A 15,955-nucleotide genomic window follows, 5' to 3' on the forward strand; every position below is an offset into this window, starting at 1 on the left:
ATGCATCCCGAGGCTGAGAAACCATCTACGGCAGAATTGCTGGAACGATTGCGGGCGATCGAACACGGCCTGATTACGGCGGGTCTGGACACGCCGCAGCCCGCGATCAGCGCCTTCAGGAGCACTGCCCCCTTCTGTTTCGACACCATGACCTTCCATGAATGGTTACGTTGGGTTTTCCTGCCGCGCATGACTCAGGCCGTTCATGATCGCGTCACCCTGCCGGCGGCCTGCGCCATCGCCCCATTGGCGGAGTATCGATTCGCCGAAATGCAGGAACACGACACCGACGCGCTGCTGGCGCTGCTGGTGGAATTCGACGTCGTCGCCAATCGCTATTTTCAGATCCAGGAGACAGGTATCCCATGAACCGACCCTACGACCCCGAGTGGCAACCCAAGACGCGGACGATTCGCGTGGGCCATCAACCCACCAACGAACACGAGCATGGCGAGCCGATCTTCACGACCTCAAGTTTCGTGTTCGACTCTGCCGAGCAGGCCGCTGCACGTTTTTCCGGGGCGGAGCCCGGCAACATCTATGCGCGATTCACCAATCCGACCACCCGGGTTTTCGAAGAGCGCCTGGCTGCTCTCGAGGGCGGAGAATCCTGCGTGGCAACCGGTTCCGGCATGGCGGCGATCCTGAGCACCTTCATGGCGCTGTGCGCTGCCGGCGACGAGGTCGTGGTGGCACGCCAGGTTTTCGGCACCACGTCCGTGCTGTTCAACAAGTACCTGGCGAAATTCGGTCTCAAGGTGCGCTGGGTCGATCTGACGGACTGGGCGCAGTGGGAAGCTGCCATCACGGACGAAACCCGGTGGGTCTTCGTCGAAAGCCCGTCCAATCCACTGACCGAGGTCGTGGATATCGCCCGTCTATCCGACCTAGCCCACCGACACGGCGCGGGCCTGATTGTCGACAACTGCTTCTGCACGCCCATCCTGCAGCAACCGCTGGCACTGGGTGCGGATATCGTCATCCATTCGGCCACGAAATTCCTGGATGGCCAGGGCAGGGCGATCGGGGGTGCCGTGGTGGGCAACAAGGCTCAGGTCGGCGAGGAAGTGCGCGGATTCCTGCGGACCTGCGGTCCCACCATGTCGCCCTTCAATGCCTGGATTTTCGCCAAGGGGCTGGAAACGCTCGATCTGCGCATGCAGGCCCATTGCGCCCATGCCCAGGCGGTCGCCGAATTCCTGGTTAACCACCCCAAAGTGACCAAGGTGTACTTCCCCGGTCTGTCCACCCACCCGCAGGCAGAAATCATCGCAAAGCAACAATCCGGTCCCGGGGCCATCGTCTCCTTTGAACTCGAAGGCGGCAAACCGGCCGCCTGGTCATTGATCAATGCCACGCAAATGCTGTCGATTACGGCTAACCTTGGTGATGCCAAAACGACCATCACCCATCCGGCCAGCACGACGCACGGACGTCTCACACCGGAACAACGGGCCGAGGCCGGAATCAGTGAGGGTTTGGTCCGCCTTGCCATCGGGCTTGAGGATCCCATCGACATCATCCGCGATTTGCGTCGCGGCCTGGATGGCTAGGCCCCAACAAAACCCAACAAGACCCATGGCGTTGCGGCGAATGACGGTGATGAACCCAATCCCTCACCGTGTTGACAACCCCATACAACAACCCAATTCAATCAGGAGCACGTGAATGCGATTTCTTCATACCATGCTGCGGGTCGGCGATCTGCAGGCTTCGATCAAGTTCTACACGGAAATTCTGGGCATGAAGTTGCTTCGCCAGAACGACTATCCGGCGGGTGAGTTCACACTGGCATTTCTGGGTTATGGCGACGAATCCGAAAACACCGTTCTGGAACTGACCTACAACTGGGGTGTTTCGTCGTACGACCTGGGCACAGCTTACGGTCACATCGCTCTGGAAGTGGACGATGTTTATGCCGCAACGGATCGAATCAAGGCTCAAGGCGGCAAAATTCTGCGCGAGGCCGGTCCGATGAATGCGGGAAGCACCATCATTGCCTTCATCGCCGATCCGGATGGCTACGCCATCGAACTGATCGGGAAGAAATCCGTCGGAAATCCTGACTAAAATCCCTTGACAGACGGCAATTGTCCACACAGTGCCGTCTCATTCGGATTTGGGGCCTTGACTACAAAACAAAGATCACCTCAAATCCAAAAACCAACGCCATCGTATTGTTTTAAATAGCATTCCAGTGACGAACGTCCATTGGTTAAAAAATGCACAGCCCCGATAAACGCTTGATTGCGCAAGCTGCGCAGCAGGTTATACCCGCACTTATCCACAGATTCTGTTGATAAGTAAACTTCCTGTTACATTTGGCCGGTCACACACGGCAAACCCGCTCGGTCTCCGTTGGTCTTACGGCTCATCCACGCCTCAGACAGGCGCATTTCCACGGAAATTCACACCGTCGTCATCATTTTCGGATAAAGTTGCCGCCTTATATCCGGTTTGGCGAATGTAATGATGATGAATATTCCCGAATTGCATGCGAACCCCGAGCACCTTTTTTCCGCACTCTCGGATGAAACCCGCCTGCGGATTCTGATGCTGCTCGATTCCGAACCCCGCCTCTGCGTGTGCCATCTGCAGGAATTGCTGAATCGGCCACAGTCGACCATCTCGCGACATCTCGCCGTCTTGTTGCAGGATGAATGGTTGCGCATCACACGTCAGGGCACATGGAACATCTACGACATCAATCCGGATCTACCTCTGTGGGTAAGGCAGGTGATCCGACTGTCACGCATGAGCTGGTCATTGAGCGCGGAAGGACGGAGCACGCTCCAACGTGCAGACCAGATATACCGAACGAACGCAGCACTACTCTGTGGCACCACGGCTCAGGACCTGCCGCCGGAAATCCAAAAATCGGAATCCGGCAAGATCGTCAATGTGCTGTTTCTCTGCGTGGCCAACAGTGCGCGATCGATTCTGGCTGAAGCCCTGCTGAATCGCTGGGGGGCAGGGCGATTCAGGGCGTTTTCTGCGGGCCAGAAAACCGAGGGTAGTGAAATTCACCCCCTGACGCTGGTTGCCCTCGAAAAGCTCGGATTGCCAAGCGAAGGGTTGTATTCCAAGCACTGGTCGACCTTTCTGGCACCCGAAGCCCCCAAAATGGATATGGTCATCACCGTGTGCGACACCCTGCTCAACGAGGCATGCCCGGCGTGGCCCGGTCGTCCCATTACGGCACATTGGGGGGTCACCGATCCGGCCCGGCTGGCGGCCGAACACCCCGATCAGAACGGTACGGATTTTTTCATCGCCGCAGCCCGTGCGCTCGAACCGCGGATTCGACTCCTGACGCAGCTACCGGACTATGCCATCGAGAAATTGCATTGGCGCGACGAGGTCACCGCGATCGGCCTGATGAATCAGTAATCACCACAAAACCAATTTCCAATCAGCAGGTTAAATAATAGTCATGACAACACGCATCGGTATCAATGGCTTCGGCCGAATGGGACGTCTGGCACTCCGCGCCATCTTCGACCGCCCCGAACTGGACCTTCAGATCGTCCACATCAACGAAATCGCGGCCGATGCCGCCTGCATGGCGCACCTGACCGAGTTCGACTCCGTGCATGGACGCTGGTCGCAGGACATTTCCGCCACCGAAGACTGCATCACGATCAACGGTCAGGAGATCGGTTTCACCCGCCACAAGGCCATCAGCGATCTGGATTGGGCCGCCTGGGGCGTGGAGCTTGTGATCGAAGCGACCGGCGTCTGGCGCAGCTTCGATCAGATCACCCCGCACCTGGTTCAGGGCGCCCAGCGCGTCGTGGTCGCGGCACCGGTCAAGCATGCCGATGTGCTGAATGTCGTGATGGGCGTCAACGACCATCGTTTCGATCCGAACGTGCACAAGGTGGTCACGGCCGCATCCTGTACGACCAATTGCCTGGCGCCCGTTGTTAAGGCCATGCATGAAGGTCTTGGCATCGTACGCGGTACCATGACGACCCTGCACGATCTCACCAATACCCAGCAGGTCGTCGACAAGGGCGACAAGGACTGGCGGCGCGCGCGGGCTTCCTCCATGTCCCTCTCGCCGACGACGACCGGTTCCGCCAAGGCCATCGGCGAAATCTTCCCCGAAATGAACGGCAAGCTGAATGGCCTGGCGGTGCGCGTGCCGTTGCTGAATGCTTCGCTGACGGATTTCGTCTTCGTACCGGCACGATCCACCTCGGCCGAGGAGGTCAACGTCCTGCTTCGCGCAGCCTCGGAACGCATGCCGACCATCCTCGGGTACGAAACCCGGCCGCTGGTCTCGATCGATTTCGTCAACGATGCGCGCTCGTCCATCGTCGATGCGCTATCCACCATGATCATCGACGACAACCTCGTGAAAGTCCTCGCCTGGTACGACAACGAATGGGGATATGCGAACCGCCTCGTCGAACTTGCCAGCAAGGTCGCCCACGCGAACTAAACCTGCGAATAGGGTAGGGATCAGTATGACCGCCGCACTGCGCAATTACCTCATCATCACCGGGAACTACTGGGCCTTCACCATCACGGACGGCGCCATCCGCATGCTGGTGGTCCTGCATTTCTACCAGTTGGGGTATTCGCCGTTCGCCATCGCCATGCTGTTCATCTTCTACGAGGTTTTCGGCATCGTGACGAACTTCGTGGGTGGTTGGCTGGGTGCCCGAATCGGTCTCAATCGCACCATGCAGGTAGGCACGGCCTTGCAGATCTTCGCTCTGCTGATGCTGACGGCCCCGGGCGACTGGTTGACCGTGTTCTATGTCATGAGCGCCCAGGCGCTTTCCGGTATCGCGAAGGACCTGAACAAGATGTCCGCCAAGGCGGGTGTGAAACTCGTGGCAGGCGCCGCAGACGACCAGCTCTTCAAATGGGTGGCCTGGATCACGGGCTCCAAGAACGCCCTGAAGGGCCTGGGGTTCTTCGTCGGCGCCGCACTGCTGGCCTGGATCGGATTTCGCTGGGCCAATGTGACACTGGCCGCACTGCTGATCGTGGGCTTGCTGGCCACCCTGCGCCTGCCGGAAGGGTTGGGCGCCATGAAAAAGAAGCCGGGGTTTTCGGCCATGCTGTCCCAGCAAGCGGCCATCAACTGGCTCTCTGCGGCAAGGTTGTTCCTGTTCGGTGCACGCGATGTCTGGTTCGTGGTGGCCTTGCCCGTGTATCTCGTGTCGATCGGCTGGGATTTCGAATGGGTCGGCGGCTACCTCGCGGTCTGGGTCATCGGTTACGGCATCGTCCAGGCCAGTGCGCCAGGACTGCTGCGGAATTCGCGCCGCCCCGTCGGACCCGGAGCCGCCATGCTCTGGATCAGCCTGCTGGCCAGCACGCCCGTGCTGATCTGGCTGGGTCTGAGGTTCCATGTCGAGCCTGGCTGGGTGCTGACCCTGGGCCTTGCGGTTTTCGGTGCGGTGTTTGCGGTGAATTCCGCCATGCACTCATACCTCATCCTGAAATTCTCGCCGGCGGACAAGGCGTCCATGAACGTCGGGTTTTACTATGCCGCCAATGCAGGCGGCCGACTGCTGGGCACCGTGCTTTCCGGCTACGCCTACCAGACCATCGGAATCGAGGGCTGCCTGCTGATCTCGGCGGCATTCATCCTGACGGCAGCCGGATTCACCTGGGGCATGAAACGGAACCTGGCGGCCCATCCGCTCTGATCGGCAGGCAGGCTCAGGCATTCTGGACGCAGTCCATGAATGCCCGTGCCGCCCGACTCACCGTGCGATCCCGGTGGACGATCAGACCAAGCCGCCGCTCCGGGAACGCCGGCCCCTGCCCACGGGCAATTCGGGTCAGTCCCGGCAGCATGAGGGTTTCCGGCAGCACGCTCCAACCGATACCGGTCTCGACGAGCAGCGCAATGGAATCCAGCTGATTGACCTCGATCACGGCCAAGGGCGCGATCCCGGCCTGATGTAGCCAGTGTTCCACCGTCTGGCGTGTCGTCGTATGTGCCGCGGGCAGTATGGCTGGCAAACGGGCGGCCAATCGCCTGAGTACCGTCAGATCCGGTTGCTGACCCAGAATGTGCCGGTGGGCGACCATCGGCTGCAGACGCTCCTCCCACAGGGGGCTCTGAACCACCGGATGAGCCGTATCGCCCAAGGTGCCGTAGGCCAGCATCACCGTACCTTGCACCACAGCCATCAGGGCTTCCTCAGAATTGAGAAACTTCAGGTCCATCAGAACATTGGGATAGCTTTGATTGAAACGGGACAAGGTTTCCGGAAGGACATGCAGCCCGGCATAGTGGCTCAGGGCTATACGCAGCCGCCCCGTCAGGTCCACGCCCGTACCCAGCGTCGTGCTTGCGATTTCCTCAAGGGCTTGACGATATTGCAGGGCGGCCGGCATGAGCCGCTCGCCCCATTCGGAGAGATCCACCCGCCGAGCAAGTCGATCGAACAACGGCGCGCCCACCTGTTCCTCGAGCTGGGCGATCCGTTTGCTGACTGCCGGCTGCGTGATATGCAGAACCCGGGCCGCCTGTGAAAACGAACCCTGCTCGGCCACGGCCAGAAACGCCAATATCTGCGCACTATCCACGTGTGTGGGATCGATCATTCTCTCTGCCTCTTGAATCGGACATTTTTCCAGAGCGTCCGCCAAATTTGACCCAGCGTTTCTTGCACAACGCGCAGACCGAAACACATTCCCCAAAGGAATAGGAAATATGAAAACATTCTATTTTTGGTTTTAGATAAATGTCGCTATGGTGTCAATCGACAAATTCAGACTGCGAAGAAACTCAGGAGATACCCATGGCCGGTAAATCGCTCTACGAAAAGATCTGGGATGCGCATGTGGTGCGCCGCCAGGACGATGGGACGGTGCTGCTCTATATCGATCGCCACCTTGTCCACGAAGTGACCAGCCCGCAGGCGTTCGAAGGACTGCGGATGGCTGGTCGCAAACCCTGGCGCACCGGGGCGATGCTGGCCGTCCCCGATCATAATGTCCCGACAACCAATCGCTTGCGTGGCATTGATGATCTCGTTTCTCGCGAACAGGTCGAGACCCTGGACAACAACTGCCGTGAATTCGGCATCCAGGAATTCACGATGAACGACAAGCGCCAGGGCATCGTGCACGTCATCGGTCCGGAGGAGGGCTTCACCCTGCCGGGCACCACGATCGTCTGCGGGGATTCCCACACGTCGACCCACGGCGCATTCGGCGCGCTGGCCTTCGGCATCGGCACTTCCGAAGTCGAACACGTCATGGCCACCCAGACCCTGCTGCAGAAACCAGCCAAGACCATGCAGATCCGCGTGGAAGGCGAACTCGGCAAGGGCGTGACCGCCAAGGACGTCGTACTCGCGATCATCGGCCATATCGGCACGGCCGGCGGCACCGGCTACGCGATCGAATTCGCCGGTAGCGCCATCGAAAGTCTCTCCATCGAAGGCCGGATGACCGTCTGCAATATGACCATCGAAGGCGGTGCCCGGGCCGGCATGGTCGCCGTGGACGAGAAGACCATCGAGTACTTCCGCGGCCGTCCGTTCGCGCCGCAGGGCGAACTCTTCGAACAGGCGGCGGCCTACTGGCGCACGCTCAAATCCGATCCCGATGCGCGTTTCGATCGCGTGATCACGCTGGACGCCGCCGAGATCCAGCCGCAGGTCAGTTGGGGCACGTCGCCGGAAATGGTCGTTCCCGTCACCGACAAGGTGCCGAACCCCGATCAGGAATCCGACCCGGTCAAGGCGGACGGCATGCGCAAGGCGCTCGCCTACATGGGCCTCAAGGCCGACACCCCCATCGCGGACATTGCCATCGACAAGGTGTTCATCGGTTCCTGCACCAATGCCCGGATCGAGGATCTGCGCGCGGCAGCTGCAGTCATCGAAGGCCGCAAGGTGGCCGACAATGTCCGACTCGCCATGATCGTGCCCGGCTCGGGCCTGGTCCGCGAGCAGGCGGAAGCGGAAGGTCTGGACAAGATTTTCCTGGATGCCGGCTTCGAATGGCGCGAACCCGGCTGTTCCATGTGCCTGGCGATGAATGCCGACCGCCTGGAACCCGGCGAGCGCTGCGCCTCGACCAGCAACCGGAATTTCGAAGGGCGCCAGGGGCAGGGCAGTCGTACGCACCTGGTCAGCCCCGCCATGGCAGCGGCGGCGGCCATCGCCGGTCATTTCGTCGACGTCCGTCATTTCTAACTCGGGAGCCAGAACATGCAAGCATTTACCCAGCACACCGGCATCGTCGCGCCCCTCGATCGGGCCAACGTCGACACCGATGCCATCATCCCCAAGCAGTATCTCAAATCCATCAAGCGCAGCGGCTTCGGTCCGAACGCATTCGACGACTGGCGCTATCTGGAACCGGGCGAACCCGGCATGGATCATTCGAAGCGACGGAAGAATCCCGATTTCGTGCTGAATCAGCCGCCTTTCGACCAGGCGACCATCCTGCTTGCGCGCCAGAATTTCGGCTGCGGCTCCTCCCGGGAACACGCCGTCTGGGCGTTGACCGATTTCGGGTTCCGCGCCGTCATCGCACCGTCCTTTGCCGACATTTTCTTTAACAATAGCTTCAAGACAGGTCTTTTACCTATTGTTTTGCCAGAGAAAACAGTCGACGATCTTTTCAAGGCAATCGCCAAGGAACCCGGTTACCGTCTGACCATCGATCTGGAAAATCAGCAGATTCTGCGCCCGGACGGCGATCCGATTCCCTTTGACGTCGACGCGTTCCGCAAGCAGTGCCTCATCGAGGGTGCCGACGACATCGATCTGACGCTGAAGCATGCAGACGCCATTCGCGCCTACGAAACCCAACGTCGCCAGGTCACGCCCTGGTTGTTTCTCGACCGCTGAATCGCGGACTGAGGCACACAAGCATGGACGTCCCCGCCTGGATCCCGGTCACCTTGGCTGCGGCCGTCTTCCAGGCGTGGCGCACCGCATTGCAGGCTAAACTGCGCCACGAACTCTCAGCCGGTGGCGCCGCCTTCGTGCGGTATCTTTATGCACTGCCCCTGGATCTGGCCATGCTTGCGCTGGCCTGGTTGTGGTTCCGCCCCGAGGGCGTCACGCTGACGACGAGTTTCTGGCTGTTCAGCCTGGCGGGTGGCATCAGCCAGATATTCGGAACGTTTTTTCTGATTTCCGCCTTTCATCACCGTAACTTCGTCGTGGGAACGGCGTACGCCAAGACCGAGGCGGTTCAGCTGGTTCTGATCTCCGTCCTCATCGTCGGCGTGACCTTACCGCCACTCGCGATCGTCGGCGCATTCGTCGCCGTCACGGGCGCGATCTGGTTGTCGATTCCGATTGGGCAGTTCACGCTGCGCGGCTGGCTCCATGCCTCCCTCCAGCCGGCTGCGCTTTTTGGACTCGCGGCTGGGCTTGGGTTTGCGCTGACGGCTCTTGCCTTGCGGGAGGCCAGTCTGACCCTGAATGCCGACTTGCCGGTACTGCTCAAGGCACTTTTGGTGCTTCTGGCCACCAATGTGCTGCAAACCGTGATTCAGGGCGGATATATGGCACGTTTCGAACGGCCGCAACTGCGCCGCTGCCTGACTCATTGGCGTGCCGCCTATCCGGTCGGCGTCCTGTCCGCCCTGGGATCGGCAGCCTGGTTCACGGGATTTTCCCTGACCCAGGTCGCACTCGTCCGCGGTCTGGGTCAGATCGAAATCGTTTTCACCTTGCTGTTCGGTCATTTTTTCCTCAAGGAACGCTATCGCCGGGGCGAAGCGCTGGGCTTGATCCTGGTCGCCACCGGCGTACTGACCATTGCGCTGGCGGAACTGCACTAGCGCACCCTCAAAATCATTGACATCAACTTTTACGAATAACCCCTTGATAGAGGAGCACATCACGATGCAAAAGAACATACTGGTATTGCCCGGCGACGGTATCGGCCCAGAAATCACCGAACAGGCCGTTCGCATCCTGGAAGCCGTTACCGAAGGCACGGGTCTGAGCCTGAATTTCATTCCCGGTCTGATCGGCGGTGCCGCCTACGATGCCGCCGGCCACCCGTTCCCCGACGCCACGCGCGACGCCGCGCTGAAGGCCGATGCCGTGCTGCTCGGCGCCGTAGGTGGCCCGCAGTACGACAATCTGGACCGCCCCTTGCGTCCGGAACGCGGTTTGCTCGGCATCCGATCCGCGATGGGCCTGTTCGCCAACCTGCGCCCGGCCATTCTCTACCCGCAACTGGCCGACAGCTCCTCGCTCAAATCAGAAGTGGTCGCCGGCCTCGACATCCTCATCGTTCGCGAGTTGACCGGTGGCGCCTATTTCGGCCAGCCGCGCGGTATCCGTGTGGTGGATGGCCAACGCGAAGGCTTCAACACGATGCATTACAACGAGATGGAGATCGAGCGGATCGGGCGCGTCGCCTTCGAAGCAGCCATGCAGCGGGGCCGCAAGGTCTGCTCCGTGGACAAGGCCAACGTGCTGGAGACCTCCGAGCTCTGGCGCGAGGTGATGATCCGCGTCAGCAAGGATTACCCGGAAGTCGAACTGAGTCACATGTACGTCGACAATGCCGCCATGCAGCTCGTGCGCTGGCCAAAGCAGTTCGACGTCATCGTGACCGAGAACCTGTTCGGCGACATTCTCTCCGACCAGGCCTCCATGCTGACCGGTTCCATCGGCATGCTGCCGTCCGCCTCCCTCAACGACAAGGGGCAAGGGCTCTACGAACCGAGTCACGGTTCGGCACCGGACATCGCGGGGCAGGGGATCGCCAACCCGCTCGCCACCATTCTCTCGGCCGCCATGCTGCTGCGCTACAGCTTTGGCCGCGCTGATCTGGCTCAGCGCATCGAATCCGCCGTGAACGATGTGCTGGAGCAAGGATTGCGTACCCGGGATATCTGCACGAAAAATGACCAAGAGGTCTCCACTCAAGCGATGGGCGATGCTATGGTAGCCATTTTGCGTCGTTAAACATGAGGTAGCTCGTGCGGGACCTGCTGACCATTTCAATCTCGACCGTTCACGAAACGCGTCATTTCAGCTTGAAATTCAGCACCCTCAAGGTCGTGCTGTATGCCATAGCCCTACTGGGATTTCTCCTGATCGGCCTCGGCAGCACAACCGTCTGGTTATGGGATCACTGGACGAACAGCGAGTCCTATTTCGCCCGCAAGATCGAGGACATCACCGAAGAATTCGGCGCTGCCCGGCAACATGATCAGAAACTGATCCATACCTACGAGAAGGTCATGAATCAGCAGGGCCGCAGTCTGCTCGCCAAGGAGCAGGATCATGCCGACCTCGTCGGTCAGCTCGATCAGCTTCAGGAGACTTCCGATGCCTGGCAGGGGGCCTACCAGACCCTGCTCAACAAACTGGACATCTCCAACCTGAACGAACCCAAAATCACCGACCCCATCAGCTTCAAGTCGGTCAAGCTTGATTCGGACATGAAGGCGATCATGCGCAACATGATTCCGAGCGGATTCCCGGTTCAGGATTTTCGCTGGAGCGACAGTTTCGGCTGGCGCATCCATCCCATCACCCACAAGCGTGAATTCCACAAGGGGCAGGATCTTGCAGCGCCAACCGGCACCCCCGTGTACGCCCCGGCAGACGGCGTCGTTGCGTACAGTGGGTATGAAAAGGGGTACGGCAACCTGATCGAGATTGATCACGGTTTCGGTTTCACTACCCGCTATGGCCACCTGTCCAAAATGCTGGTATCGAAAGGGCAGGTGGTGACTAAAGGGACGAAGATTGCGACAATCGGTGATACCGGTTTGAGTACGGGACCGCATTTGCATTTCGAGGTTCGTTTTCTCGGTGAGCCGCTGAATCCGACGCCGTTCATGCGGTGGACGCGCCACGATTTCAATTACGTCATGACCAGGGAGAAGCAGGTACCATGGGGATCTTTAGCCGAAATGTTGCGCCTGAGAACACTCATGGCGCGAAAACAATTATTGCGGTCGGTTGTGAAATCCGTGGCGAGCTCGGATGCCTCGGTAACATCCACATCGACGGGCTTATCGACGGACATCTCCACGTCGCTCAAACCATAACCATCGGCAAGGAGGGGCGGCTCTACGGCAATGCCAACACTGAGCATCTGTTCGTGGCTGGCGAGTTCGTCGGCTTGGCGAACTGTCGACAGTTAACCATTCTTCCCGGTGGGCGATTCAACGGTGAACTCAGCTGCGAGTCCCTGACAATCGAAGATGGGGGACGCTTTGAAGGGAACTGTACGCACAAGTCTTTTCTGCCCACGCCAGTGGCAGAACCCGGGGCGCCGGAAGACGCCTCGGCCCTTGATCGGGCCCGAGACAATTCACACCTGTTACAAAATCAATCATAAAGAGAGAAATTCATGAGTCGAGTCGTAGATGTTGCCGTCGTTGGTGCCACAGGCGCCGTTGGCGAAACCATGCTGTCCATTCTTGCGGAACGCAATTTCCCAGTCGGGAAAGTGTATGCATTGGCCTCAGAGCGGTCTGCAGGAAAGCGCGTGGCATTCGGCGACAAGATGCTGCTCGTCGAGGACTTGGCCGCCTTCGATTTCAGCAAGGTACAGATCGGACTCTTCTCGCCCGGGGCCTCGGTATCCGCCGAGTATGCGCCGAAGGCCGCAGCGGCCGGATGCGTGGTCATCGACAATACCTCGCAGTTCCGATACGACCCGGAAATTCCCTTGGTCGTCCCGGAAGTCAACCCGCAGGCCATCGCCGACTACAAGAACCGGGGCATCATTGCCAATCCAAACTGCTCAACGATCCAGATGCTGGTCGCCCTTAAACCCATCCATGATGCCGTCGGCATCGATCGCATCAACGTCTGCACCTACCAGGCCGTTTCGGGCACCGGCAAGGAGGCGATTGAGGAACTCGCCGGTCAGACAGCCGCGCTCCTCAATGGCAACCCCAAGGCCCCGGAGGTCTATCCGAAGCCGATCGCGTTCAACGTGCTACCCCAGATCGACGTATTCATGGAAAACGGCTACACCAAAGAAGAAATGAAAATGGTTTGGGAAACTCGCAAGATCATGGGGGACGAAACCATCCGCGTAAATCCCACGGCCGTTCGCGTACCCGTTTTCTATGGCCATTCCGAAGCCGTGCATATCGAAACCCGAGCGAAGATCACGGCACAACAAGTCCGAGCCTTGCTAGAGAAAGCCCCCGGCATCCAGGTATTCGATGAGCGCAAGGATGGTGGCTGGCCGACCGCTCAAACGGAAGCTGCTGGAAACGACCCCGTATTCGTGGGCCGCATCCGCGAGGATATTTCCACGGAGCGGGGCATCAATCTCTGGGTCGTCGCCGATAATGTGCGAAAGGGCGCAGCCCTGAACAGCGTGCAGATCGCGGAAGTTTTGGTACGCGATTATCTCTAAGCTATGGCACAATCCCAGCAATGCGGTGTTGGAATAAGGAATTGAATCTGGCGTAGTCGATAATGCGCTATCTTAGCGACACGCCGGTTCACTCGGGAGCGGTTTAAAGGAGTTGATAGACATGCGGAAGTTGAGTTGGATTATTGCCGGTATTCTTTGCACCACCCCAGCTGTCTTGCTGGCTGCGGAACTGGGTGCGCCGAAACTGGAATCTCACCTCACCGAAAAACTGAAAGTGACTATTCCGATTACCGGATTGAACGGAACGCCACTCGATGAAATTAAGGTCAGGCTTGCACCTGAATCGTATTATCAGCAAGCCGGTATTTCCATGGATCCGCTGGCCGGAAACCTAATGTTTCAGGTTAAATCCGGTGCGAAAGGGCCCTATCTCCTGGTCAGTTCGAAGCGCAGCATATCCGACCCCATTCTCAGCATGCTGCTCGAAGTTCAGACGAGCCACGGTACCTTCATCAAAGAATACGACCTGCTGCTGAACCCGCCGGTGCACGGTGACAGTCACCGCACCCTGTCCACTCAATATCCGCAAATCTCGCCTCAGTCACCGGCAGCGCAGAGCACCGCCACCCCAATCAGCGCCACAACGAACGCCTCAACGCAAAAAACACCTGTCTGGCACACGGTCGCGGATGTACCAGATATCAAGCTCGATGGCGAGTACAAAGTGAAACGCGGCGACACCCTGTACGATATTGCCAAGAAATCCGCTGATGGGACCCAGGTACCGGTGCGTCCGCTGATGCAGGCGATCATCAATGCCAATCCCCAGGCCTTTGTGGATGGCAATGGAAATACTTTGATGGCAGGCGCAACGCTCAAGGTGCCAATGAGTAAGACGGTCAAGACGGCCGCCCCGGAAAAGACCGCATCGACAGCGGAAAACCAACCGAAATTGCAGCTGCTGTCTCCGGGCAACGACAACACCGGCATGCCCTCCGTCCCGCAGCCTCAATCGACAAATACGTCGGAAAGCACACCGACCAGCGCGCAACCGACAGAGACGGCAGGAACAACGGCCAATCAGCCGCCTGCCAAGCTGCCGGCCATCGACTCCTCTGACACAACGAACAGTGAATCCGCCACGGCTTCATCCATGGCGCAGCAAACGAATGAAGCGATCGCATCGATTGATGCGAAAAGCGAGGCAATGAGCCATCAAATCGAGTTACTTAACTCACAACTGAAACAGGTTCAGGATCAAATCGTCGTACGCAATCAAAGCATCGACCAGCTTCAGAAAAAGATTCACGAATCTCAAAGCCAGACCCAATCATTGCAGAAGCAACTCGAAGAACAGAAAAACAGCTTCTGGATTCAATGGGGGCCGTATCTGGCGGGCGGCTCTGGATTGCTCCTCATCGCCTTGCTGCTGCTTCTCTTCCTCGGCAGGGGCAGAAAAATTGATCATGAGCGCGTAGAACCGATTACCACAAAACGCGAGGAAGAACTCAGCCCGTTGCCCACTGCGAATTATTCGACCCTGACAGCGGATAACGAGAAATCCCTGGACGATAAGGATCAAGCCGCCCCCGTCGTTGCCACTGCTGCTGCGGCAGGACTGGCCGCGACGTCAAGCATGACATCGATTCCGCCGTTCAATGCCCAGACCCTGATCGAGGAATCTCGACTACTTGTTTCGTACAACCTGCACGCACAAGCCATCGACATGCTTCAGGATGCCATCAGTGATCATCCTGAAGAACTATCCCTATACCAGGAATTGGCGCGGATTCATGCAGAGTCCAAGAATGAGACGGCACTCAACGATGTACTCACCGAAATCGATCATCGGTTTGGCGAGGATCACCGTCCCGATCTGTCGGATCTACAGGAACAGATGGCGATGCAGTCTGCACCGATCCCCATTTTCGAAAGTACCAACGATTCAATGGATTTTCCGGGCACGGAAACGACGACGAGTAGCTACGATCAACCGCTGGACCTGGATTCTGGCGTGCAGGAGCCGCTGGATATCGAGCGTAACGAGCCGGAAGCAGACACGACATCGAGTGATGATGCGAACGTACTCGAGTTTTCACTCGATGATTCATATCCGGCAGCACCTGCCAAGGAAACTGGCATCCAGTCGCTGAATTTCGATGAAGAACCGAAATCGGGCGACCTTGATCTGGATATGGTTGAGGCACCTGTCATGCCAAGTTCCACAGACGAAACCTCACTCGAGCTGCATGAACCGGAGGCTACCGATATCGACCTGGCTCCAGATACTGGATGGCCCTCTGAAGGCTCTGCGCCCGAGCAGGCGGTTTCCAACGAACAAAATGATACCCGCCTGGGGCTGGTTGAGGCATTTCTCGGCGTCGGTGATCTTGAAAGTTACAAGATGATTGCCGAAGAGATTGAAGGGGAGGGTGATCCCAAGGTGATTGCAGCCCTGCGCGAAATCGAAAAAGCCCACGGCATCTGATTTGATGTCATTCTAGATAGACAGAAAAAGGTTGGCTTTAGCCAACCTTTTTTACATGAGCCGCAAAGGTTATATAAATAAGACGGCAGATTCATCTGCCGATACCCGGATGACAAGTGTGGAATGAAATTTTGGATGAGCGAAGCCCGAAGCAAAAACCCC

Annotated in this window: 15 protein-coding genes; 14 read left to right on the forward strand and 1 reads right to left on the reverse strand. The window is 58.5% G+C overall.

Annotated features, from left to right (window positions below; all coding sequences use genetic code 11):
- The 6 genes from A9404_RS02920 (at nt 1) to arsJ (ending at nt 5,669) form a co-directional block, all read left to right on the forward strand.
- On the forward strand, nt 1-369 hold the full coding sequence (locus A9404_RS02920; protein ID WP_066098508.1) for a YqcC family protein: 369 nt from the start codon (nt 1-3) through the stop codon (nt 367-369).
- Nucleotides 366-1,553, forward strand: coding sequence for an O-succinylhomoserine sulfhydrylase (locus A9404_RS02925; protein WP_066098511.1), 1,188 nt, complete (start codon nt 366-368; stop codon nt 1,551-1,553). The genes A9404_RS02920 and A9404_RS02925 overlap by 4 nt, the downstream gene beginning before the upstream one ends.
- 115 nt (nt 1,554-1,668) lie before the next feature.
- Nucleotides 1,669-2,070, forward strand: a complete 402-nt coding sequence (gloA, locus tag A9404_RS02930) for a lactoylglutathione lyase (RefSeq protein ID WP_066098515.1) — start codon at nt 1,669-1,671, stop codon at nt 2,068-2,070.
- A 399-nt stretch (nt 2,071-2,469) separates the two neighbouring features.
- Entirely contained in the window at nt 2,470-3,390 is a 921-nt protein-coding gene (locus A9404_RS13075; RefSeq protein ID WP_082922684.1) for a metalloregulator ArsR/SmtB family transcription factor, read from the forward strand.
- 43 nt (nt 3,391-3,433) lie between these two features.
- Nucleotides 3,434-4,447 (forward strand): ArsJ-associated glyceraldehyde-3-phosphate dehydrogenase, encoded by a 1,014-nt coding sequence (locus A9404_RS02940; protein WP_066098518.1) that lies wholly within the window; start codon nt 3,434-3,436, stop codon nt 4,445-4,447.
- A gap of 25 nt (nt 4,448-4,472) precedes the next feature.
- Complete coding sequence (gene arsJ / locus A9404_RS02945) at nt 4,473-5,669, forward strand: organoarsenical effux MFS transporter ArsJ (RefSeq protein ID WP_066098520.1); 1,197 nt, start codon at nt 4,473-4,475, stop codon at nt 5,667-5,669.
- A 13-nt stretch (nt 5,670-5,682) separates the two neighbouring features.
- Here arsJ and A9404_RS02950 read toward each other — a convergent pair whose 3' ends face one another.
- The gene (locus tag A9404_RS02950; RefSeq protein WP_082922685.1) at nt 5,683-6,576 is read right to left on the reverse strand and encodes a LysR family transcriptional regulator; all 894 of its coding nucleotides are present in this window, start codon (nt 6,574-6,576) and stop codon (nt 5,683-5,685) included.
- A 197-nt stretch (nt 6,577-6,773) separates the two neighbouring features.
- Here A9404_RS02950 and leuC point away from each other — a divergent pair, with 197 nt between their 5' ends.
- The 8 genes from leuC to A9404_RS02985 all read left to right on the forward strand — a co-directional run bounded on the left by leuC (nt 6,774) and on the right by A9404_RS02985 (nt 15,793).
- Entirely contained in the window at nt 6,774-8,177 is a 1,404-nt protein-coding gene (gene leuC / locus A9404_RS02955; protein WP_066098521.1) for a 3-isopropylmalate dehydratase large subunit, read from the forward strand.
- A gap of 15 nt (nt 8,178-8,192) precedes the next feature.
- Nucleotides 8,193-8,837, forward strand: coding sequence for a 3-isopropylmalate dehydratase small subunit (gene leuD / locus A9404_RS02960; protein WP_066098524.1), 645 nt, complete (start codon nt 8,193-8,195; stop codon nt 8,835-8,837).
- A gap of 23 nt (nt 8,838-8,860) precedes the next feature.
- Nucleotides 8,861-9,781 (forward strand): DMT family transporter, encoded by a 921-nt coding sequence (locus A9404_RS02965; RefSeq protein ID WP_066098526.1) that lies wholly within the window; start codon nt 8,861-8,863, stop codon nt 9,779-9,781.
- Nucleotides 9,782-9,845: 64 nt separating this feature from the next.
- Entirely contained in the window at nt 9,846-10,922 is a 1,077-nt protein-coding gene (leuB, locus tag A9404_RS02970; protein WP_197490409.1) for a 3-isopropylmalate dehydrogenase, read from the forward strand.
- Between the two features lie 14 nt (nt 10,923-10,936).
- Complete coding sequence (locus tag A9404_RS02975) at nt 10,937-12,016, forward strand: M23 family metallopeptidase (protein WP_066098528.1); 1,080 nt, start codon at nt 10,937-10,939, stop codon at nt 12,014-12,016.
- On the forward strand, nt 11,971-12,309 hold the full coding sequence (locus A9404_RS13710; RefSeq protein WP_407645330.1) for a bactofilin family protein: 339 nt from the start codon (nt 11,971-11,973) through the stop codon (nt 12,307-12,309). Before A9404_RS02975 ends, A9404_RS13710 begins: the two co-directional genes overlap by 46 nt.
- A gap of 12 nt (nt 12,310-12,321) precedes the next feature.
- Nucleotides 12,322-13,344, forward strand: coding sequence for an aspartate-semialdehyde dehydrogenase (locus A9404_RS02980; protein ID WP_066098530.1), 1,023 nt, complete (start codon nt 12,322-12,324; stop codon nt 13,342-13,344).
- Between the two features lie 121 nt (nt 13,345-13,465).
- On the forward strand, nt 13,466-15,793 hold the full coding sequence (locus A9404_RS02985; protein WP_066098532.1) for a type IV pilus assembly protein FimV: 2,328 nt from the start codon (nt 13,466-13,468) through the stop codon (nt 15,791-15,793).
- Nucleotides 15,794-15,955: the final 162 nt, after the last annotated feature.

The organism is Halothiobacillus diazotrophicus (genome assembly GCF_001663815.1).
GTDB lineage: Bacteria > Pseudomonadota > Gammaproteobacteria > Halothiobacillales > Halothiobacillaceae > Halothiobacillus > Halothiobacillus diazotrophicus.